Source organism: Paenibacillus sp. LK1 (genome assembly GCF_002750415.1).
Taxonomy (GTDB): Bacteria; Bacillota; Bacilli; order Paenibacillales; family Paenibacillaceae; genus Paenibacillus; species Paenibacillus taichungensis.
On record NZ_PEII01000023.1, the window covers coordinates 1 to 22,377 of the forward strand.

The window sequence follows — 22,377 nt, forward strand, 5'->3', positions numbered from 1 at the left end:
GAAGGTTCGAGCCCTTCATGACTCATCTTTTAAAAAAGAGTGATTGATCATTAATTTGATTAATCACTCTTTTTTGTTGTAGATAAATAAATTAATAATGTGGAAACTCTAATAAAGACTGAAAAAGGCGATGCTGCGCAAGATATGATAAAATAATAGAAAAAAGCAGAGTGGTGGCGTTCATTATATGAAGCTCATACCTGATCTAAAACAACAAATCGAAGCAATTATAGGTACTACATTGGACGAATCCGTGATAACTATAGAAGAATGGAATCAATATGGATTAAGCTCAGCTTATCGTAGAACTGTTCCAGTGGCTCATAATACTCTTACAAAAGAGGCCGAAGGTTTCATAGGTGATGATGAGAAGATGGTTGGTTTGGCTAAGGATGTAAGCAGTTGGCGTACACAAGACCTTATATATTTTAAAGTCGGGATGAACGAGGAAGAAGGTACTCTTTTATATTGGGCATGTTCTGTTGATGCCGTTACGCTGGAAGTTCAGCGTTTAATTGAACTTCTCATTAGTAGTCATAAGGAATCTTTAGATGAAGAACAGCCTGTGATATATGAAAATGATAGAGAACAACAGCTTGCTGAATTGGGACAATGGCTTCGGAAGCAGATGGAGCAAACAGTCCAGCAGGAGCCTATTCCAGATCGTTTTTCACTGGATGGGGAATTGAATACAGAGAAAATCCCATTTCTACTTCAATGTGAGACACCTGATGCTCATCGCATACGTTCGAAGGAATTGAATAAGTTGCTCGAAAGTTATTTCGGTGAAGAGATTATACTGATTCCTGTGGGAGCGCAGGAGTGGGTGTTTCTAGGTGATGAACAGATTGTCACTGGTGAAGCTGAAGAGGATACGACGGAAGCCAGAAAGGATTTACTGAATGCCTTTTGTCAGGGGCTCTATGAATTGGTGGCCAGTGAATGGGCGGGCGTATTTCATTTGTCTGCATCCTTACCATGTACCCCTGCAAAGCAGCTATCTCCTGTCACGGCACTTCTTCAAGAGAGTGTACACTTGGGCAGGGCTTTCCATGTCGCACAACACATCCATCTCCCTTGGGATCTGCAACTCGAACGTTTGGTAGATAGCATTCCTGTGCAACAACGTCTTCGTTTTATACAGGAAACGGGCAAAGGTACTGTGTTATTTAGTGATAGTGAGACACTGGCTACTCTGGAGACCTTCTTCAATCTCGATTGTAATGTGAGTGAGACGGCAAAGCGACTCTTTATTCATCGTAATACTTTGGTATATCGATTGGATAAGATCAAACAGGAGATCGGATATGATGTCAGAAACTTCGAAAGTGCTGTTCTGGTAAGGCTTTTACTGCTTATGTACAAAGTGACGAAAAAGCTTTGATATTTTTGTGCAGTTTGCGAATAGTCAAACATCATGCAAATGGGTTAATATAAAACTACAAAATGTATTCGATTACAAAATGATCTCTGAGGAGGCAACAATCATGGCTGGTGTACGTTTAGAGCATATTTTCAAAAAATACCCGGGTTCTGATAAAGCAACAGTAGTTGATATTAACCTGGACATTAAAGATAAAGAGTTTCTGGTACTGGTAGGTCCGTCCGGTTGTGGTAAATCAACAACACTGCGTATGATCGCAGGCCTTGAGGAAATTTCTGAAGGTAAACTCTATATCGGTGACCGTGTCGTTAATGACGTTGCTCCTAAAGACCGCGATATCGCGATGGTATTCCAATCCTATGCCTTGTATCCGCATATGAGCGTATACCAAAACATGGCGTTTGGTCTGAAATTGCGTAAAGTGAAAAAAGATGAGATCGACAAACGTGTACGTGAAGCAGCTAAAATCCTGGATATCGAGCATTTGCTTGAGCGTAAACCTAAGGCATTGTCCGGTGGTCAACGTCAGCGTGTCGCTTTGGGACGTGCGATCGTCCGTGATCCACAAGTGTTCTTGATGGATGAGCCTCTCTCCAACTTGGATGCTAAACTTCGTGGTCAAATGCGTGCTGAGATCACTAAACTTGCGAAACGTTTGGAAACAACCGTTATCTACGTAACGCATGACCAAATCGAAGCAATGACAATGGGTGATCGGATCGTTGTTATGAAGGATGGTATCATCCAACAAGCAGCATCTCCAGAAGAGCTTTACAACCACCCTGCTAACCTGTTCGTAGCTGGTTTCATCGGTTCCCCGACAATGAACTTTATCTCGGGTAAATTGGCTGAGCAAGGTGTTAGCCTGCATTTCGTAGCTCCTGGTGTGGACGTTGAAATCCCACAAGGTAAAGCACAAGTGCTGAAATCAAGAGGATACATTGGTAAAGAAGTCATTCTGGGTGTTCGTCCAGAAGACATTCACGAAGAGCCAGTATTCCTGGAAGCATCGCCGAACTCTGTATTCTCTACACACGTAGACGTAACAGAGAACTTGGGTCACGAAATGCTCCTCTACTTGAGCGGTGTAGGTAACGACACTACAATCGCACGTGTAGACGGACGTTCCAACACTCGTGATGGTTCCACAGTTAAAATGGCAATTGACATGAACAAAGTTCATATCTTTGACAAAGAGACTGAAGCAAACGTTCTTCTTCAAGACTAATAGTACTGAGATTCATCGGTAACGATGGAATCTATCAGTTAACGCAATTATACATTGTAATCTGAGTCCCTTCCGTTATTGCTGGAAGGGGCTTTTTTGATTAATGGGCGGCCATGGTTCACGATTGCATTCAACACTGAATTCATTTAAGATTATTTGAAGGCTGGTTTTGTTTTGTAAAATCTGTAACCTGAAACAAACAAAATGAATGCGCTAATAATGGAATGGAATTGACGCAAAAATGCTGATGTACATAGAGAGGCAGCGAATGCTGAAAGGAAGAGACAAATGGCGAAAAAAGTGAAAGTATCTGAATTGGTACAGCAGTTCCAGCTTGAGGTCGTTTCCGGAGCTCAAGGTTTGAAGAGAGTCATTACTGTAGACGACTTAAACCGTCCTGGCCTCGAAATGGCCGGTTATTTTGAATACCATCCACAAGAACGGGTACAGCTGCTTGGGAGAACAGAGCTGGCCTTTTTTTCCATGTTGCCTGAGGCCGAGCGTCGTGATCGGATGCAGCGCCTATGCACGGAAGAAACACCTTGTATCTTGGTGACTCGTGGACTGGAAGTACCACAGGAACTGATCGAAATCAGTGAGGAGCAGAATCTGGCCGTGCTTCGCAGCAACATGGCTACAACCATTTTATCGAGCCGTATTACCGGATTCCTGGAGCGTAAGCTTGCGCCAACGGCAACGATTCATGGCGTACTGTGTGATGTGAATGGAGTCGGTATGCTAATTACGGGCAGTAGTGGTATTGGTAAGAGTGAAACGGCACTTGAATTGGTGAAGCGTGGACACCGTTTGATTGCGGATGATGCAGTTGAAATCCGGCAAACATCAGACTTCCAGCTGCACGGAACAGCACCAGAGCTCATCCGTCACCTACTTGAGATTCGGGGAGTCGGGATTATCAACGTGATGACATTATTTGGTGCAGGGGCTGTGCGTAATAATAAACGGATCACCCTGGTAGTGCGTCTAGAGGCTTGGCAGCAGGATAAGCAGTATGATCGCCTCGGTCTGGATGAGGAGACAACACGTATCATCGATACAGATGTACCTCTGGTAACCATTCCTGTTCGTCCGGGACGGAACTTGGCTGTAATTATTGAAGTTGCGGCGATGAACTATCGTCTTAAGCAAATGGGACTTAACGCTGCGTTGCAATTTACGAACAAGCTGACAGCAACGATTTCGGAAGACATGGAAGACATGGACTAAGAAGAGAAGGCTCTATTATATAATTAAAGGCCAATTGTTGCTGTATTCTACTCCTGTATAGCGTGTTGGAGACATGCAGCAGTTGGTCCTGCTTGTGAATGAGTCAATTTATAGGAGTGTGAATGAATGGATACATTATTACTGTTGAACCCCATTGCGTTCTCCATCGGAGCGTTAAAGGTTCACTGGTACGGGCTTATTCTCGGTACAGCGGCACTTGTAGGTTTGCTGCTCGTCATCCGGGAAGGCAAACGGTATAACATTCCGCAGGAAGTGTTTATGGACATGGTCCTGCTTGGTGTGCCTTCTGCCATTATCGGTGCCCGCATATACTACGTGGCATTTCGATGGGACGATTATAAGGATAATTTCTGGGATGTCTTTAAAATATGGAATGGTGGAATCGCGATATATGGCGCACTGATTGGTGCGATCATATGTGCAGTCATTTTCTTCCGTCGTAAAGGGTATAATTTCTGGCGTATGGCCGACATCTGTGCGCCTGGACTGATCGTTGGACAAATGATCGGACGCTGGGGTAACTTTGTAAACCAAGAGGCTTATGGTGGTCCAGTAGAAGAATCATTTTTGAGAGACAAGCTTCATTTGCCAGACTTTATCGTTAATCAGATGAATGTGGAAGGTGTATTCCATCATCCTGCATTTTTGTATGAATCGATGTGGAGTCTTGTTGGTTTGGTCATCTTGCTGGTGCTTCGTCGTCAGAAGTTTCTGCGTGCTGGTGAGCTGTTTATGTCCTATTTTATCTGGTACTCGATCGGTCGTTTCTTTATCGAAGCGCTTCGTACCGACAGTCTGGGATTCCAGGCTCCGCAATGGGTTGCCTCCATGGTTAATGGGTTATGGTCACCGATGACAGCTATGGGATTCGAGCAAGGATATCTTGATCCGGCCTACGGTAACGTAAGAATTTCGCAGTTGCTGGCTATTGGGATCATTATTGTTGCGATAGTCTTCATCGTTGTGAGAAGAATGACAGGCAAGGCAGATGTAAGGTATAGCGATCCAATTGTATCTTCCAAAGTTCCTTCAGAATCATCGGATGATATGGTGCACACAGGCCCGGTTGCAGGCAAAGAGGACACGGTAACTCCAGTCTCGACCAAAGAGGATCTGAAGCAAGCTGAAGAGAAAAAGGAGTAATGCAACATGATTGACACGGTTTTGTTTGATCTGGATGGAACGATTATTGATACGAATGAACTAATTATCAACTCTTTCCTTCATGTGATGAAGGATTTGCAGTTATCTACCCCTTGGACACGCGAACAGATCATTCCTCATATGGGGGGGACACTGGAGAATCAGATGCGTACGTTCTCTGGGAAAGAGGATGTTGCGGAGTATGTCAAAGGATATCGGGCGTATAACGACGTTCATCATGAGGCGATGGTTCAGCCGTTTCCTCACGTCATTGAGGTCGTTGAAGCTCTTCATGAGGCAGGAATCGTGATGGGTGTTGTCACAACGAAGATTCGTCCATCTACTCTTAAGGTGCTGGAGCGTTTCGACCTGTTGAAGTATATGAAATCGATTGTGACAGTTACGGATGTAACCAATCCCAAACCACATGCTGAACCAGTCCTGAAGGCGATCGAAGAGTTGGGTGCAGATCCTTCCAAAACATTGATGGTGGGTGACAGCCCGGTCGATATTCAATCGGCACAGAACGCGGGTGCGCTTTCGGCAGGCGTAGCCTGGTCCCTTAAGGGAGAGGCCGTATTGAGCGGCTATAACCCGGATTACATTTTGCACGACATGAAGGACTTGCTTAAGCTGATTGAAACGGAACGTTCATGAGAAAAGTAACCCGCTATCCCGTAGAAGGCCATAACGCACTTTGGCATATCTATAAGACTGTGAGTCCGTGGAAAGGCGTGCGCAATTTTATTTGGATTCAGTTGTCACGGTACTGCCCGATTTTATCGGTCAAGAACTGGATCTATCGTCGCATGCTCGGCATGAAGGTGGGTAAACATACGGCTTTTGGATTGATGGTGATGGTTGATGTTTTCTTTCCGGAGAAAATTACGGTAGGCGAAAATTCCGTGATTGGCTACAATACCACGATCCTGGCTCACGAGTATCTTATTAAAGAGTACAGACTCGGTGAGGTGATTATCGGGGAAAATGTACTGATCGGTGCAAATTCAACCATCCTGCCAGGTGTGACCATCGGAGACGGTGCGGTTGTAGCTGCAGGAGCAGTTGTTCATAAGGATGTAGCTCCGGGAGCTTTTGTTGGAGGGAATCCACTTCGTGATCTGTCTCGCTCGAATGCATCAGCGGAGGAGATTGTCATAAAGGCTGATGAGTAATGATTTTGGGAGACGGCCTACGGATATATCTGCAAAAGATCACCACAAAGAATACACGGACGAAAATTAACCTGAATGGGTTCAGTCAGGGGAAGAGCAATAAGTCGAATTGACTGGAGTAAGGAAGCTGCTGATGGCAGCTTTTTTCGTATACAAATAGTTAGACTCATGTTCAGCAATGGGATCAAAATAGAGGATATAGTACAAGCACCCCAAAGGGGCTGTATTGTTGACGATGGATAGTCATTCATGTTATCATATCCCATATCCTTTAGTTTGTTAGCACTTTACCATGTTAAAGAAAGAAGATTGAAGTAAGTATAATTAAGAATAAATGAACACGTACTAAACGTTTTCTGAAGGCTGCCTGGCAGCAACAATAAAAATTCAGGTTACAAGATAGAATGGGGATTTACACTACATAAATCCTGTTGAAATAGAACGTCTACCAATCTTAAATTACTGACTCGGGGTGAATAATACCAATGTCCAAACCAAAAGGCTTTGAAAAACCGACAGGTTTTCGTGACTATACACCACATGTGGTGACCAAGCTGCGAACCATTGAGCGGAATGTATTGGAATGCATGGAACGCTGGGGTTACCGTCAAATCATTACGCCAACGATTGAATACTACGATACCGTAGGTGTAGCGAGTTCCACATCGGATCGCAAGCTGTTTAAATTATTGAACAGTCGCGGGACTACGCTCGTACTAAGATCAGATCTGACAGCTCCGATTGCACGGGTGGTCTCTTCTCTATTAAAGGATGAGGAGCTTCCTCTGCGTTTGTCCTATCATGCGAATGTGTTTCGTTCCATCGAAGAGGAAGCGGGGCGTGAGGCGGAATTTTTCCAAACAGGTGTAGAGCTTGTCGGTGATGATTCGCCAGAGGCAGATGCAGAAGTTGTAGCACTTGCGATCGCTTCTTTGCAGGCAGCGGGTGTGTCTTCCTTTAAAATTGCGATGGGTCATATGGGATTTCTGAACGGGTTACTGGAAGAAGTCATTCCGGGCCAAACGGTACAACAGGAGCAGTTGAAAGAAGGATTGCTGGGACGTGATTATGTCGGCTATCGCCAATCCATTGAAGCATTGAATCTGGAACCGAAACTGAAGGAGCAGCTTGAGGCCATTTTGCGTCTGCGTGGCGGTAAAGAAGTATGTACACATGCAGCAGAGCTGAGTTCAAGTACTGAAGCAGCACAGTCCATTGCACATCTCTGTGCAGTATTCGAAGTGTTGGAAGCGTACGGTGTTTCTGAGCATGTGCTGATTGATCTGACGATGATTGGTGATTTCTCCTATTATACAGGCATGACGTTTGAAGGGTATGCAGCAGAGCTCGGATCCCCGGTATGCAGTGGCGGACGATATGATAATCTGTTACAACAGTTTGGCCGTTCATTACCGGCTACAGGATTTGCACTCAAAACAAACCGTATTATCGATGGTGTTCATGGAATTACGATGGAAGAGAAGAAGCTTGTACTTATTCAATATACTTCGGAATGCCGGGCTGAGGCTCTAACAGAGGCTGCGAGACTACGCAGCATTGGTCAGAATGTAGTAACATGCCTCCTTCCTAAAGATGGGAAAGAGGCTCTAACAGGCAACAAGTCAATCCAGGCTGAGCAGGTTATCACGTACGGATCTGAAAATGGAGGGGGACGCTAAGATGTCGGATATTTTGAAGGTAGCTATGCCGAAGGGCCGAATCTATAAGAAAGCCTCCAAACTGTTCCGTGAAGCAGGGCTTGATATTCCGGTAGACGTGGACGATACGCGCAAGCTGGTCATCGAAGTGCCGGAAGCGGGGATGGAGTTCATCATGGCGAAGCCCGTAGACGTGCCAACGTATGTGGAGTATGGGGTAGCGGATATAGGGATTGTGGGTAAAGACGTTCTGCTTGAGGAAAATCGGGACGTGTACGAATTGTTGAACCTGGGTATCGCACAGTGCCGCATGTCTGTTATTGGACTACCGGACTGGACACCTGGCATTCAGCAGCGAGTGGCAACAAAGTACCCGAGAATCGCTTCCCAATATTTCCGCGAGCAAGGACAGCAGGTGGAAGTTATCAAACTGAACGGTTCCATCGAGCTGGCGCCGCTGATCGGTTTGGCTGATCGAATCGTCGATCTGGTAGAGACGGGTCAGACGTTGCGTGAGAACGGACTCGTGGAGATGACGGGCATTCTGGATATCACAAGCCGCCTTATTGCCAATCGGGTCAGCTATCGGATGAAGAACGCACGAATTCAGGCATTATGCGATGCTCTCCAACAGGTCATTCCAGCCTCGAATGAGGTGTCGGCGGGGATTTTTCGAGGATAAATCAAGCATGTAAGATGGAACAGAAGTAACTAATCGATGATTGATTATATAGCATAAACGGGTATTGGACGCATCACAGGCACTACAGGGATAGGGAGGATGTACGCATGAAAATTGTACCTGCACGGGAATTTGATCTGAAGCGGGAAGTGGAATACGGTACACCGGAGCAAAATGAAACGGTACGGCGCATTGTCAGCGACATTCGCCGGGAAGGGGATGCTGCACTGCTGCGTTACACAGAGCAGCTGGATCGCACGAAGCTGACGGCTGCGGAGCTGCGCGTGCCGCAGGAAGAGCTGCAGGCAGCTTATGCAGCCGTGGAGCCTTCCTTCGTGACGGCGATCCGTCAGGCCGCCGCGAACATTCGTGCTTTTCATGAGAAGCAGAAGCGCAACTCATGGATGGATTGGCAGCCGGACGGCAGTCTGCTGGGCCAGGTGATCCGACCGCTGAAGCGGGTCGGCGTGTATGTACCTGGCGGCAAAGCAGCGTACCCTTCGTCGGTGCTGATGAATGTGATTCCGGCACAGGTGGCTGGCGTGCCAGAGATTGTGTTGGTGACGCCGCCGTCAACGAACGGCGGCGAAGGCATTAACCCGTACATTCTCGTGGCCGCTGCGGAAGCAGGCGTGAGCGAGATGTATCGGGTTGGCGGCGCTCAGGCGATCGCCGCCCTCGCTTACGGCACGGAGAGCATTGCCCCGGTCGACAAGATCTGTGGACCGGGCAATATATACGTGGCGCTCGCGAAGCGCGAAGTGTACGGCGCAGTCGATATCGATAGTATCGCCGGGCCGAGTGAGATTGTGGTGCTCGCCGATGATACGGCGAATCCGGTATATGTCGCCGCCGACCTGTTGTCGCAGGCGGAGCATGACGAGATGGCATCGGCCATTCTCGTCACAACCTCGGCTGTGCTGGCGGAAGCCGTGCAGGCCGAAGTGCGGCAGCAGCTAGAAGTGCTGCCGCGGCGTGATATCGCTGCTGCTTCCGTGGAGCAGTATGGCGCAATTATTGTGGTCGATTCCATCGATGAGGGAATCGATGTGGTGAACCGGCTCGCACCGGAGCATCTGGAGATCATGGTGCAGGAGCCTATGGCTTACGCTGGCCGAATCGAGAATGCCGGAGCGATCTTCCTCGGCCCGTATAGCTCGGAGCCGGTAGGGGATTATTTTGCGGGACCGAATCACATTATTCCGACAAATGGAACAGCCCGATTCAGTTCACCTGTGGACGTGGATGATTTTATCAAAAAATCGAGTTTGATCTATTACAGCAAGGAAGCATTACTCCAAAATGGAGCGGCTATTATAGAGCTGGCCCGGCATGAAGGGCTCGAAGGACACGCCCGTGCGATCTCTGTACGGTTAGAACAGGAAGGAAAGGCGGAATCGGATAATGGATAAGCAGAATAATGGTTTGGACCTTCAGAACAAGGGTGCTGTACGTCAGGCAGAGGTAGACCGCAAAACAAATGAAACGAACATTCAGCTTTCTTTTGCCGTAGATGGAACCGGGCAATCCGAGATTGAAACGGACGTACCTTTCCTGAATCATATGCTCGATCTGTTCACAAAGCATGGACAATTCGATCTGAACGTACAGGCGCGTGGCGATGTTGATATTGATGACCACCACACGGTGGAGGATATCGGGATCTGTCTGGGACAGACCCTTCGTGAAGCATTGGGTGACAAGCGGGGCATCAAACGTTATGCGAGTGTATTTGTACCGATGGATGAGGCCCTTGCTCAGGTAGTCATCGATGTCAGCAACCGCCCTCACTTTGAGTACCGCGCACAATACCCGTCTCAGCAAGTGGGCAGCTTCTCAACCGAGCTGGTACATGAGTTCCTGTGGAAACTGGCGCTGGAAGCGCGCATTACATTGCACGTTATCGTGCACTACGGACAAAATACGCACCACATGATCGAAGCGATCTTCAAAGCACTGGGCCGTGCACTGGATGAGGCGACAACGATTGATCCACGTGTAACGGGTGTGCCTTCCACGAAGGGAGTGCTGTAGACGATGGCGATTGCAATTGTCGATTACGGTATGGGGAACCTGCACAGCGTCGGCAAAGCGGTCGAACGTCTTGGCTACGAAGCGCTGGTGACAGGTGATCGGGATGCGATTCTAGGTGCAGATGGTGTGATTTTGCCAGGTGTAGGTGCGTTTGGCGATGCCATGGTTCACTTGAGAGAGAGTGGCTTGGACGCAGTGGTGAAGGAAGCGTCAGCTGGACCAACACCGCTACTCGGCATCTGTCTGGGCATGCAGCTGTTGTTCAGCTCAAGCGAGGAGCATGGCGAGCATGAAGGATTGAATATTTTGCCGGGTAAAGTTGTGCGATTCGCACCGGGAGAATTAAAGGTTCCGCATATGGGCTGGAATCGATTGCAGTTCCTGCACCCGGAAAATCCGCTATTCGCGGGGCTTGAGGCAAGTCATGTCTATTTTGTCCATTCATATCATGCACGTACGGACGTAGAGAGCGATCTATTGGCAGTAACGGATTACGGACATCCGGTTACGGCGATTGTTGGCAGAGGCTCCAATTTCGGCATGCAGTTCCACCCTGAGAAGAGCGGAGAGCTGGGTATGAAGCTGCTTGGAAACTTCCTGGCGTTGACTGGACGACCTAATGCGTAACCATAATTCGCGATCCTATGATTTTTTTTTTAATTTCATCCTTATAAAATAATACGTAGCTAAACTTATATAAAATCTAATCTATATAAATTGAACTAATCATTTACACGATAACGGAGAGGACAGAAATAATCTGAAGAAGCGAGGCGTTCGCCTTTATCCCCGGATTTTCCCCTTTAAATAAGGGATTCAAAAAAATCTGGGGATAACAGCGATCGGAAGGTTGTTCTGTCATCGGAGTGGCAAGTGTAAATATTCTCTAGTTTCAATTTATATAGAGCACAAATATGAATATATTCAGGAGGCCTTGTATGTCATCTTTTATCATATATCCGGCAATTGATATCCGGGACGGCAAATGTGTAAGACTGGTGCAGGGAGATTACAATCAGGAAACGGTATATAACGATGACCCGGTTCAAGTTGCTCTTTCCTGGGAGAAGCAAGGTGGTACATACGTTCATCTGGTAGATCTGGACGGTGCAAAAGCAGGTCATCCCGTGAATGATGAGCTGATCGGGCGTATCGCTTCGGCCGTAAACGTGCCTGTTCAGGTCGGTGGAGGCCTTCGTACAGTGGCTGATGTAGAACGCCTGCTGGGTCTCGGCGTGAGTCGCCTTATTATCGGAACAGCTGCGATTGAGGATCGTGCTTTTACAGAAGAAGTACTGGGACGATATGGAGACAAAGTAGCTATTGGTATCGATGCACGCAATGGCTATGTGGCGACACGTGGATGGCTGGAGACATCGGAGGTCCAGGCTGAGGTACTGGCAAAGGAGTTGGCGGCATTCGGTGCCGAAACCTTCATCTTCACAGACATCTCTCGTGATGGTATGATGCAGGGCCCTAACGTGGAAGCGATCGTATCTCTTGCGAAGGCAAGTGGCCGTACGGTGATTGCTTCCGGTGGAGTTAGTGTTATGGATGATCTGCTTCGTTTAAGCAAACATGCGGAAGATGGTGTCGGAGGAGCAATCGTAGGAAAAGCGCTGTATACTGGCAGTATTGATCTGTCTGAAGCGGTACGTGCGGTAAATAAATAATAGCGATACTATATAGGCTCAAATAACATTTGCACGATAACGATCATCAGGAGAGAGGAAGAGGAGCATGCTGGCAAAAAGAATCATTCCTTGTCTGGACGTGAAGGACGGCCGGGTTGTCAAAGGCGTTAACTTCGTCAATCTCCGCGATGCGGGTGATCCGGTGGAGCTGGCGGCGCTATATGACCGCGAGGGTGCGGACGAACTGGTGTTTCTCGATATCTCCGCTTCGGTGGAAGGCCGCGAAACGATGGAAGAAGTGGTGCGGCAAACCGCAGGCGAGATCGCCATTCCTTTTACCGTAGGCGGAGGGATCTCCAAGGTGGAAGACATGAAGCGCATTCTGCGTGCAGGAGCGGACAAGATTGCGATAAATACGGCGGCTGTGCTTAATCCTCAGCTGATTGCAGACGGTGCACGCCGCTTTGGTTCCCAGTGTATCGTCGTTGCAATAGACGCCAAGTATAATGAGGCTTGGGGCGAATGGGAAGTGTACACGCATGGTGGACGTAAACCTTCAGGAATTAAGGCGCTGGACTGGGTTAAACAGGCGGAGACCTTAGGCGCTGGCGAAATTCTGCTGACAAGCATGGACGCGGACGGAACGAAGGACGGATTCGATCTGAAGCTGACTGCAGCGGTATCCGAATCGGTACGTATTCCGGTCATCGCTTCAGGCGGTGCAGGCAAGGAATCCCATTTCTATGATGTGTTTACGACAGGCAAAGCGGATGCAGGTCTAGCAGCAACGATATTCCATTACAAAGAAATCGCCGTTCCGGCGTTAAAACAACATTTGAGAGAGCAAGGGGTGGAGATCCGTGACTAATGTAAGCAATGAGATTAAGGAGCAGTTATCCTTGGAGCAGGTTGTGGAACACATTCGTTGGAGCGATGGTTTGGTACCTGCCATTGTGCAGGATGCAGAGACACGCCAAGTTCTGATGATGGCTTATATGAATCGGGAATCCCTAAAATTGTCGCTTGAATCCGGTGAAACGTGGTTCTGGTCACGCTCGCGTCAAGAGCTGTGGCACAAGGGCGCAACTTCAGGCAACGTACAGACGATTACTTCATTGAAATACGATTGTGATGGTGACACCTTGCTAGTTGAAGTAAAACCGAATGGACCTGCTTGCCACACCGGAGCGGTGACGTGTTTCCATAATGAGATCGTGGGCTTGCCAGAGCAATCCACAGACCAGACTTCAAATGATTCTAGTGCAACAAATTCAAGTACTAGCTCCGAAAGTCGTTTTGAAGTACTGGCTGAACTGGAGTCGGTCATTGCAGAGCGTGAACGTGAGCGTCCGGAAGGCGCATATACGACGTACCTGTTCGATAAAGGCGTTGATAAAATTCTGAAAAAAATCGGTGAAGAAGCGTCCGAGACGATCATTGCCGCCAAAAATAAAGACAATGACGAGCTTCGTCTTGAGGTCAGTGACCTGATGTACCACTTGCTCGTTCTGTTGCAAGAGCGCAAACTGCCGCTGGATGACATCATGTCAGAGCTGAGCCGTCGCCACGAGCGGCCACGCCGCGATTAGGAGGCGAGCCTGTGCGTATAGACTATCATACACACCATGAGCGGTGTGGTCATGCGGTTGGCAAGCTAGAGGCTTATGTACAGCGTGGGGTGGAGATTGGGCTGTCGCAGATCGGGCTGTCGGATCACATGCCTTTGCTGCATGTAGACCCCGCTCACTATTATCCTGAGATGGCAATGCCCATGGATGAGCTGCCGCGTTACGTGGAAGAGTGTTTTTCTCTGAAAGAGCGGTACCGTGGTCAGATCGATGTGCGTGTCGGCCTGGAAGGCGACTATATTGAAGGCTGGGAGACCGAAATCCGGGCCATTATTGAACGCTACCCATGGGACTATGTGATTGGATCGGTTCATTTTCTCGGGGAATGGGACATTACGGATTTTCGCCAGACCCATCATTGGGAAGGCAAAGACGTACTAGGAGTCTATCGTCAATACTATGATGCTGTGAGCAAAGCGGCAGCGACGGGAATGTACGATATTATGGGTCATACAGATGTGATCAAGCGCTTTGGCTTCACTCCGGCACCAGAGCAGACTGAAGAGCGTATAGCCCTTGAAAACGCAGCACTGCAAGCTATCGCAAAAAGTGGCTGTGCTATGGAGCTCAATGCATCAGGATTATCGAAGCCCTGCGCAGAGATGTTCCCTGGTCGCCGGATGTTAACGGAGGCCATTCGATTGGGAATTCCGCTGACCCTTGGCTCCGATGCACATGATCCGCTGAAGCTAGGGGATTATCTACCTGAGGCCGAGGCGCTCTTGCATGAGCTGGGCTGTACGGAGGTAGCCGTTTTTGAAGGCCGACAGCGCTCGTTCCTTTCTTTAAATGTATAAGGCAGTGGAGTATAATGAGGGTAGGAAATAACCTTTTTAGAGGAAGTTCAAAAAAGTCCGCTTTTAATTACGAAGGATGCCTAATGGCATCATCAGTATCGAAGCTGGAATTCAGCCGAAATAAGTGGGAGGCTTACGAAGAATGTTTCCTTCGGAAACTTTGTGGTTGCTCACGTAGTTTTGCCTACGCTCCGCTACTCCATTTCTAGCTTTATCCCATCTTCTCGGTACTGAAAACCGGCCTTTTTGAACATTCACTTTTAGACTGATAAAGGATTATATTGGGACTTCAACCCTCGGGAGGGCATTATGCAGCATTCGTTACGTATTTTTTCCGGTTCATCGAACCCTAAGCTGGCAGAACAGGTATGCGACAAGCTGGGTGTACAACTAGGCAAGATCAAACTGTCCCGGTTCAAGAGCGGAGAAATATACGTTCACTACGAAGAGACGATCCGCAACTGTGATGTGTTTCTAGTTCAATCATTATCTCATCCGATCAATGAGTTGTTCGTAGAACTGCTCGTCATGATTGATGCAGCCAAAAGGGCTTCTGCCCGTACGGTAAATATTATTGTTCCTTATTACGGATATGCCCGTCAGGAACGCAAGTCTGCTCCGCGTGAGCCGATCTCTGCCAAGATGGTTGCGGATGTGTTAACTACTGCTGGGGCAAACCGGGTAGTTACCATTGATCTGCATGCAGCGGCAATTCAAGGATTTTTCAATATTCCTGTGGATCACATGACATCATTGGATCTCATCAGTGATTATTTGCTGAGTAAAGGGATTGAAAATCCAGTGGTTGTTTCCCCTGATGCGGGACGAGCCTCGATGGCAGAGAAACTGGCGAATCGTCTGGATTCACCTTTTGCCATTATGATTAAGAAGCGTCCAAGCCACAATGAATCGATCATTACGCATGTTATTGGGGATGTTGAAGGTCGAACTCCAATTATTATTGAGGATCTGATCGATACCGGAACGACAATTCTCAATGTTGTTGAAGGGTTGAAGGAGCGAGGCTCCAAAAACGTATATGTATGCGCAACACATGGTCTGTTCTCGGACGGAGCACTAAGTAAGCTCAATCACCCGTCTATAGCCGAGGTGGTAGTCACAGACTCCATCGCACTGCCGGATGACCATCCCGAATGCTTCAAAGTGTTGCCCGTAGCTCCAATGCTTGCGCGTGCTGTTCGCATTATTGTGGATGGTGGCTCCATGGCGACATTGTTTAAAGATTCAGGGATTTAATCATGACCACAGATTTGTGCGAATTCAGGTGTATTGTACCGTGTTTGAGTAGTTTGCTGCTCAGCACGGTTTTTATTTTTTTATGATGGATTAGGATAGAGATGCGGATGAGTTAAGGAGAAAGAGGGAATCGATTACTCATTTGCTGCCTGGGGGCTTGTGCTATAATAACTTAAAATTGATTTTATGGCTGCGTATATAGGGAATTCAATCCCAGAGATGTAACTGATGTGATGAACAGTAGAACCACGGCTATTATACAACGGTGTCGTGGAGTGAGGAGTGGGGTTTATTGTCCCGGACTTGGTATTATCGTTTACTGTTTTCTTATTTTCCTATTTTCTTTCTTACCATGACCGTACTCATTTTTATCGCTTTTGTTTTCATTAACGACATCTCCAGGGAAGAAACAAGGAAAGCAGACCGTATCTCCTCCAGCTATTTGGTGGACAGTCTGGATCGGACGATCCGGGATATTGAGTTGTCGGTTATGGAAGCGGTGCAGAGTGAGCAGGCCTATAAGTACTATTTTAATAGCCAGAACCAGGTGGGCGAAGAGACCGTGTATAGCATTGCTCAAAGCTTGCGTGAGCTGACGAGTTCCAACCCTTGGATCCAATCCATTTATTTGTATGACAAGAAAAATGAAAGCGTTTTAACCTCAAGCGGCTCTAAGGATGTAGACAGCTTTTCAGACAAGGCGTGGATCGACCGGATCGACTCTGGTTCTCTTACTTCAGGCTGGCAGCCTGTCAGGGAATTCGATGCAGGAGTTAATCAGCGTACGCCTATTCGGGTGTTGACGGTGGATAAGGATATGCCCTTGCCATTTGGCTCCGATGGGGCGCTTGTCATTAATATCAAGATGAGCAGCATCGAGCAGAGCATTGATAGTATGGTTAATGGGCAGCTTTCATTCATGAGCATTCTTGACCGTGACGGTCAGATTGTTTACGATGCGCATTCAGATCGTGAAGGTGCTGTAGAAGGCCAAGAGCTGAACACCCTTTCGCTGGAAAGATTGGGTTGGACGATCTCCAGTGGGATCAAGGAGGGGAACTTATATGGTTGGGTCTCGGTGGTTTCCTATGTATGGGTGATTATTGCGGTTGTTACCGTCATTTGTGCGATTGTCTATATTATCTATATCACTCGTCGCAACTATAAACCCATCCAGATTATTATGAATCGGATTGAGGCGCATCAGATTCGGGTGCTAGAGCAATCGGGCTCACGGACCGATGAGATGAAATTGATTGATGGCGTGTTGGAAAACCTAATAAACCATATGATGGATTCGGACAAAAAGAGCAGGGAAAACGTGCTGCTGCAGCGCAGCAAACTATTTAACGATCTGCTGAATGGGGAGAATCTGGATCATGCGGTAGAGCGATTAAAGGATCTTTCCCCGTTAACTGGCGTGGATACTTCGTCATGCTTCGCTGTTGTGGTTGGCGAAATCAACCGATATGAGAAGGGATTCCAGGAACGGTTTACGAGAGGTGAGCAGAATACACTCAAATTTGCGTTAATGAATGTGCTGCAGGAGCTCTCACGCAATGCGGGTATGCAATGCTGGACAGAATGGGTCAGCTCGGATCAGATTGCGATCCTTTTCCTGTCCACAGACGGTAACCTGGATATGACGGAGCAAATTCGCTTAGTTGCGGAGGAATGCCGATCCTGGGTTGAGCAGAATCTGCGTATATCATTGAGTTTCGGTATCGGACCGATCGCGGAGGGCATCAAGGCTATTCGAGAATCATACGTGGCGGCTGAGACTGTGATGCACCGCAGATTGCTGAGAGACGGTGATGTTGCTCTGGCTGGATATGGAGAAACTCAGCAGCAGCTGCTTGATACCTATACCTATTTGCAGATGATTGCTGATTTTGTTAAACGGTTTCGGATGTCGAGTAGTCAGTGGCGTGATCAACTGGAGGAGATCTTTGCGGCTTTTGAACGTGATAAGCTGCCAGATGATGAGATTCACTCCTTGATTCAGGCGATGCTACAGATGCTCAGCCGGGAAGTAGCGGTCATGTCCGAACAGCTGCAGGAAAAATTATCGGAGGAAAACATAAACAAGTGGTTGATGCTGATGAAAGAAGCGGAGACACTTGAAGGTGTGAAAGATATTCTGTTTGATGACCTGACGGACTTGTTCAGAACTTATGTGTCGGTAACCGAAACCAAGAGCTACAAAGCGATGGTCAATGAAATGAAAAACTATATCGAGGAACAGTTTGCGAATCCTGATCTTTCGCTGAAACATCTGAGCGATCGATTCCAGATTACCGGCAAACATGCAAGTTATTTGTTCAAGACAGAGTTCAATATGAAGTTTGTAGACTTCCTTACAGAATTGCGGATGAAGGAAACGGAGCGTCTTCTGCGGAGTACGGATCTTTCCCTACAGGACGTTGCCTTGAAGGTGGGGTATGCCAATGGAATAACCTTGGGACGTGTATTCAAACGGGTTGAGGGTATTACACCGGGAGACTATCGCCGTATGAAACGTGAACAACACGATCCCGAGTCGTAATTCAAAGGCTCATGCTACGCATTATACCGTGCTAAGCACAGGGTGGAATTCATGCAGGTTTTTCTCAGGAGAAGCCATGTAGGAGTCCGCCTTTTTTTGCTGCTAGTGTATGCCTGTATTCCGTCTTGGAAGCTTGCGCTTATGCAAGAAACCCTTGATTTACGCCAGTTTTCGGGTCCTTTACGAATATAGTCAGTCTGCGAAAATCGTCGCTCGGGATAAACCATTATCCTTATGTAAGCGTTTCCGAAACAGGTTTATTGCCAGAGCACGGAAAGATGTGGAATACTCTGGGCAAGCTTTAAACATTCACGCAATGCTAAGGAGATGACAAAATGACAGGAAAAGCAACCAAAGGGAGTCTAAAGAAATGGATGGGATTGGCGCTTACTATGGTAATGGGAGTTTCCTTGCTAGCCGGCTGTTCATCTGCATCGAATCAGGAATCAGAAGGCAGTGCATCAGGTAGCGGCGAGCGTGTCACTTTAAAAGTGGAGGTGTTTGACCGCGGGAATAGTCCTTCGCCTTATACCATTACGAATAACTATTTGTCCAAGCTGATCCAGGAACGGTTCGGCGACCCGAATAACATTGATATACAATTCGTACCGATTCAGCGCTCGGAGGAAGTAACCAAGCTGAATGTCCTAATGGCGAGTAATACGGATGTTCCGGATATTGTATTTGTTTATGACTCAAGTGTATTTTATCGTTACGCCGAACAAGGTGGTCTGACTGATGTGGGAGAGTTGATTGATCAATACGGACCGAACCTGAAAAAATTCCTTGGCGAGGACACCCTTAAGTTTGGTCAATTAGAGGGCCAGCAGTTCGCAGTTCCTGGCAAACGTGCCATCACAGGCAGATATAGCTCTTATATTCGTCAGGATTGGCTCGATAAACTGGGATTGCCAGTACCGAAGACGACGGATGAATTGTATACCACTTTGAAAGCATTTAAAGAGAAGGACCCTGGTGGACTTGGCAGCAAAAACATTCCAATGGGAATGGCACTGGCGCCAGCTCAGTTCGAAACATTAATTTACTCATTCATTAAGCCGATCAGCGGGGATCTGACTTATGCCCAACGTTATGAATTGCCTCTCCATGAAGGCTTCAAGGATGCGATGAAGTTCATGAACAAGCTATACAATGAAGGTTTGATCAGCAAGGACTTCAGTTTGGATGAAGATAAGGCTCAACTGGTGAAGGATGTACAGAACGGTAACATTGGCTATTGGTCTGAGGATGTCGACGCCATTTTCTATGCGGATGGCACTCTGGATAACTTGCTTAAAAATACGCAGGGCAGTAAGGTGCTTCCGGTCGATGCGTACACCAACGCAAACGTAGACAACAAACATATCAAATCCCGTTACGGTTCAAACGGCATGTACATCATGATTCCGAAGAGCAGCAAACGTTCGGTGGAAGCAATCAAATATTTGGATTGGATGGCATCAGAAAATAACCTGATTGATATTTACAGCGGCGTGGAAGGAGAGAACTACGATCTGGTAGACGGAATTCCGGTTGTCAAAGAGGATGCTTCACAGGAAGCGAAAGATCGTCTGTTCAACGCAGGGGATACAGCTATTATTTCAAACGGTAAAAATATCGGTGATCAGGCTACCAACGAAAAAGCGTGGGTCATGGGCTTCCCGCAAAACAATCAGGAAATGCTCAAACAGTCGATTGATATTGCTAACACCGACACGGTAGGACCCATCATTTTTGACAAACCGATTCAGGCAGAGATGAAGTACAGTACAGCGCTCAAAGATAAGCTTAATGTCATTATCGTAAAAACAGCAATGGCTAAACCCGAAGAATTCGATGCAGTGTATGAACGGGAAATGAATGATTTCATGTCCCTGGGCGGCACAGAACTGAAAAAGGAACTGGATCAAGCGGTTCAGGAGCTTGCTGCGAAATAATAGTTGGAGATATGAATCTATGAGCGTACGAATCCAAAGAACACAAGCTTGAAATTGCATCAATCATGAAGGGACTTGTGCCGTCGGCTGAGGTTAAGGCGGCACAGTGTTTCTTCGTTGTTAGGAGGAGACCGACTTGACCGCATACTTGAAGAGGTATTGGCAATTATACGCGTTGATTTCACTGCCCCTCATCTATTTCGTGGTGTTTCGCTACGGACCGATGTATGGCGTTCAGATCGCATTTAAGGATTTTAATCTGTTTCAAGGTATTAACGGCAGTGAGTGGATCGGTTTTGATGCCTTTCGTGAGGTATTCGGGATGCGAGATTTCTACACCACGTTGCGCAACACCTTTATGCTGAATTTTCTTGATCTGATCGTTTCGTTTCCTGCTCCCATTATATTAGCCATCATGCTCTATGAAATCCGGTTTAAATGGTTTCAAAAAATATCGCAGACGATTCTGTATATCCCTCACTTTATTTCGTGGGTCATTATTGGGGGCATTGTGTACCAGTTATTCGGTAACCAATCCGGTATGGTAAACAGTGTACTTGAAAGTATCGGCTTAAATCCGATTCCATTTTTGACGGAGAAAAATCCCTGGCTCGTGACTTACCTGTTCACAGGTGTCTGGCAAAGTGCAGGTTGGGGAACCATTCTGTATCTGGCTGCGCTGACGGGTGTTAATAAGGAATTGTTCGAAGCGGCAGAGATTGATGGAGCGACACGGCTGAAGAAAATCTGGCATATAACCCTGCCAAGCATCAAGCCTACCATCGTAACCCTGCTCATTCTTAATTTGGGTCATATGGTCAGCATCGGCTTTGATCGTCCTTATATTATCGGGAACACGGCAGTACGTGAATACTCCGATGTGCTCAGTACCTTTGTATACCGGGTCGGGCTGGAATCGGGACAATATACGCTGGCAACCGTCGTTGGGCTGTTCCAGGCAGTCGTTGGACTTATATTTGTACTCGGCTCGAACTATATATCGAAAAAGACAACAGGTGAAGGAATTCTTTAAAAGAACAGAAGGTACGCTAAGCTGCTTTATATGTATACCATCAGTAAAGGAGTTGTGCGCATATGAGTGAACGCACCTCAAACCGGATTTTTGATACCGTTATCATCCTGTTTATTAGCTTGTTCGTCGTGTTCTGTCTCGCTCCGTTTCTGCACACGATTGCCATATCATTAAGCTCCAATCGTGCCATTACATCGGGTGAAGTCACCATTTTTCCTAAGGAGTTCAATTGGGATGCGTATGTTAAGGTGTTCTCCGATCATTCGATGCTGTATTCCTTGGGATATACGACCCTGTTAACGATTGTGACAACGGTGTTATGCATGGTGTTCACAATCGCAGCTGCATACCCATTGACCAAGAAAAAAATGAAGGGCCGCAAGCTTTTCATGTACGTGATCATCATTACGATGTTCTTTAGCGGGGGGATCATTCCCGAGTACTTGCTCATTCGTGACCTGCACTTGCTTAATTCGCCGTGGGCGCTAATTCTGCCAGGTCTGGTCAGTCCGTTTAACCTGATTATCCTGATCTCATTTTTCAATGGTATACCAGAAAGTCTGGAGGAGTCCGCTGAAATTGACGGCAGTTCACATCTGCATACCCTGTTGAAAATCATATTACCGCTGTCAATGCCGGTCATGGCAACTTTGGCGTTGTTCTATGCTGTTGGCCGCTGGAATGGCTTTCAGGATTCCCTGATGTACATTAATGATCCTAAGCTGTATCCACTTCAGCTCAAACTGTTCCAAATGGTGCAAAACAACATGGTGAGTGAGCTCACTCAGATGGAAGGTGCCAATCGCGCTCCATTAACCCCTGAAAGTCTCAAGGCGGCCACCGTTATTTTTGCAACCGTACCGATTCTGTTCGTCTATCCATGGCTGCAAAAATATTTTGTTAGCGGTGCCATGCTTGGAGCAGTTAAGGGCTGATCATAGGTTTTCTTAAGCCAATCGTGATTAACCAGATGACAAGAATTATTGCGCCGAAT

Annotated in this window: 20 protein-coding genes; all 20 read left to right on the plus strand. The window is 47.2% G+C overall.

Annotated elements, in window-relative coordinates; genetic code table 11:
- The first annotated feature begins 187 nt into the window (after window positions 1-187).
- The 20 genes from CS562_RS30925 (at window position 188) to CS562_RS31020 (ending at window position 22,318) form a co-directional block, all read left to right on the plus strand.
- Window positions 188-1,384: a PucR family transcriptional regulator gene (locus CS562_RS30925; RefSeq protein WP_257219662.1), complete on the plus strand. Its 1,197-nt coding sequence runs from the start codon at window positions 188-190 to the stop codon at window positions 1,382-1,384.
- A gap of 103 nt (window positions 1,385-1,487) precedes the next feature.
- Window positions 1,488-2,612: an ABC transporter ATP-binding protein gene (locus CS562_RS30930; protein ID WP_099859252.1), complete on the plus strand. Its 1,125-nt coding sequence runs from the start codon at window positions 1,488-1,490 to the stop codon at window positions 2,610-2,612.
- A gap of 288 nt (window positions 2,613-2,900) precedes the next feature.
- A complete protein-coding gene (gene hprK, locus CS562_RS30935) occupies window positions 2,901-3,839 on the plus strand; it encodes an HPr(Ser) kinase/phosphatase (protein ID WP_076292010.1) in 939 nt (312 codons plus the stop codon).
- Between the two features lie 126 nt (window positions 3,840-3,965).
- On the plus strand, window positions 3,966-5,003 hold the full coding sequence (gene lgt / locus CS562_RS30940) for a prolipoprotein diacylglyceryl transferase (protein ID WP_076292009.1): 1,038 nt from the start codon (window positions 3,966-3,968) through the stop codon (window positions 5,001-5,003).
- Window positions 5,004-5,009: 6 nt separating this feature from the next.
- A complete protein-coding gene (gene ppaX, locus CS562_RS30945) occupies window positions 5,010-5,660 on the plus strand; it encodes a pyrophosphatase PpaX (protein ID WP_099859253.1) in 651 nt (216 codons plus the stop codon).
- Window positions 5,657-6,178 carry an acyltransferase gene (locus CS562_RS30950; protein WP_076292007.1) on the plus strand — a complete coding sequence of 174 codons (522 nt, stop codon included), beginning with the start codon at window positions 5,657-5,659 and terminating at the stop codon, window positions 6,176-6,178. Before ppaX ends, CS562_RS30950 begins: the two co-directional genes overlap by 4 nt.
- Before the next feature lie 485 nt (window positions 6,179-6,663).
- Window positions 6,664-7,857: an ATP phosphoribosyltransferase regulatory subunit gene (locus CS562_RS30955; protein WP_099859254.1), complete on the plus strand. Its 1,194-nt coding sequence runs from the start codon at window positions 6,664-6,666 to the stop codon at window positions 7,855-7,857.
- A 1-nt stretch (window position 7,858) separates the two neighbouring features.
- Complete coding sequence (gene hisG / locus CS562_RS30960) at window positions 7,859-8,518, plus strand: ATP phosphoribosyltransferase (RefSeq protein ID WP_064641175.1); 660 nt, start codon at window positions 7,859-7,861, stop codon at window positions 8,516-8,518.
- Between the two features lie 107 nt (window positions 8,519-8,625).
- Window positions 8,626-9,930 carry a histidinol dehydrogenase gene (hisD, locus tag CS562_RS30965; RefSeq protein ID WP_099859255.1) on the plus strand — a complete coding sequence of 435 codons (1,305 nt, stop codon included), beginning with the start codon at window positions 8,626-8,628 and terminating at the stop codon, window positions 9,928-9,930.
- The gene (hisB, locus tag CS562_RS30970; protein WP_063566514.1) at window positions 9,923-10,552 is read left to right on the plus strand and encodes an imidazoleglycerol-phosphate dehydratase HisB; all 630 of its coding nucleotides are present in this window, start codon (window positions 9,923-9,925) and stop codon (window positions 10,550-10,552) included. The genes hisD and hisB overlap by 8 nt, the downstream gene beginning before the upstream one ends.
- Window positions 10,553-10,555: 3 nt before the next feature.
- Window positions 10,556-11,179: an imidazole glycerol phosphate synthase subunit HisH gene (gene hisH, locus CS562_RS30975; protein ID WP_099859256.1), complete on the plus strand. Its 624-nt coding sequence runs from the start codon at window positions 10,556-10,558 to the stop codon at window positions 11,177-11,179.
- Between the two features lie 311 nt (window positions 11,180-11,490).
- Window positions 11,491-12,225, plus strand: coding sequence for a 1-(5-phosphoribosyl)-5-[(5-phosphoribosylamino)methylideneamino]imidazole-4-carboxamide isomerase (gene hisA, locus CS562_RS30980; RefSeq protein ID WP_024634114.1), 735 nt, complete (start codon window positions 11,491-11,493; stop codon window positions 12,223-12,225).
- Between the two features lie 67 nt (window positions 12,226-12,292).
- Window positions 12,293-13,054 carry an imidazole glycerol phosphate synthase subunit HisF gene (gene hisF / locus CS562_RS30985; protein ID WP_099859257.1) on the plus strand — a complete coding sequence of 254 codons (762 nt, stop codon included), beginning with the start codon at window positions 12,293-12,295 and terminating at the stop codon, window positions 13,052-13,054.
- Window positions 13,047-13,775 carry a bifunctional phosphoribosyl-AMP cyclohydrolase/phosphoribosyl-ATP diphosphatase HisIE gene (gene hisIE / locus CS562_RS30990; RefSeq protein ID WP_099859258.1) on the plus strand — a complete coding sequence of 243 codons (729 nt, stop codon included), beginning with the start codon at window positions 13,047-13,049 and terminating at the stop codon, window positions 13,773-13,775. The genes hisF and hisIE overlap by 8 nt, the downstream gene beginning before the upstream one ends.
- Window positions 13,776-13,786: 11 nt before the next feature.
- Window positions 13,787-14,611 carry a histidinol-phosphatase HisJ gene (gene hisJ, locus CS562_RS30995; protein WP_076292001.1) on the plus strand — a complete coding sequence of 275 codons (825 nt, stop codon included), beginning with the start codon at window positions 13,787-13,789 and terminating at the stop codon, window positions 14,609-14,611.
- A gap of 309 nt (window positions 14,612-14,920) precedes the next feature.
- Window positions 14,921-15,868, plus strand: a complete 948-nt coding sequence (locus CS562_RS31000) for a ribose-phosphate diphosphokinase (RefSeq protein WP_076292000.1) — start codon at window positions 14,921-14,923, stop codon at window positions 15,866-15,868.
- Window positions 15,869-16,160: 292 nt separating this feature from the next.
- Window positions 16,161-18,413, plus strand: a complete 2,253-nt coding sequence (locus CS562_RS31005; protein ID WP_076291999.1) for a helix-turn-helix domain-containing protein — start codon at window positions 16,161-16,163, stop codon at window positions 18,411-18,413.
- 335 nt (window positions 18,414-18,748) lie between these two features.
- Window positions 18,749-20,350 carry an extracellular solute-binding protein gene (locus tag CS562_RS31010; protein ID WP_099859259.1) on the plus strand — a complete coding sequence of 534 codons (1,602 nt, stop codon included), beginning with the start codon at window positions 18,749-18,751 and terminating at the stop codon, window positions 20,348-20,350.
- Between the two features lie 136 nt (window positions 20,351-20,486).
- The gene (locus CS562_RS31015) at window positions 20,487-21,383 is read left to right on the plus strand and encodes an ABC transporter permease (protein WP_099859260.1); all 897 of its coding nucleotides are present in this window, start codon (window positions 20,487-20,489) and stop codon (window positions 21,381-21,383) included.
- Window positions 21,384-21,445: 62 nt separating this feature from the next.
- Complete coding sequence (locus CS562_RS31020) at window positions 21,446-22,318, plus strand: carbohydrate ABC transporter permease (protein WP_099859261.1); 873 nt, start codon at window positions 21,446-21,448, stop codon at window positions 22,316-22,318.
- Window positions 22,319-22,377: the final 59 nt, after the last annotated feature.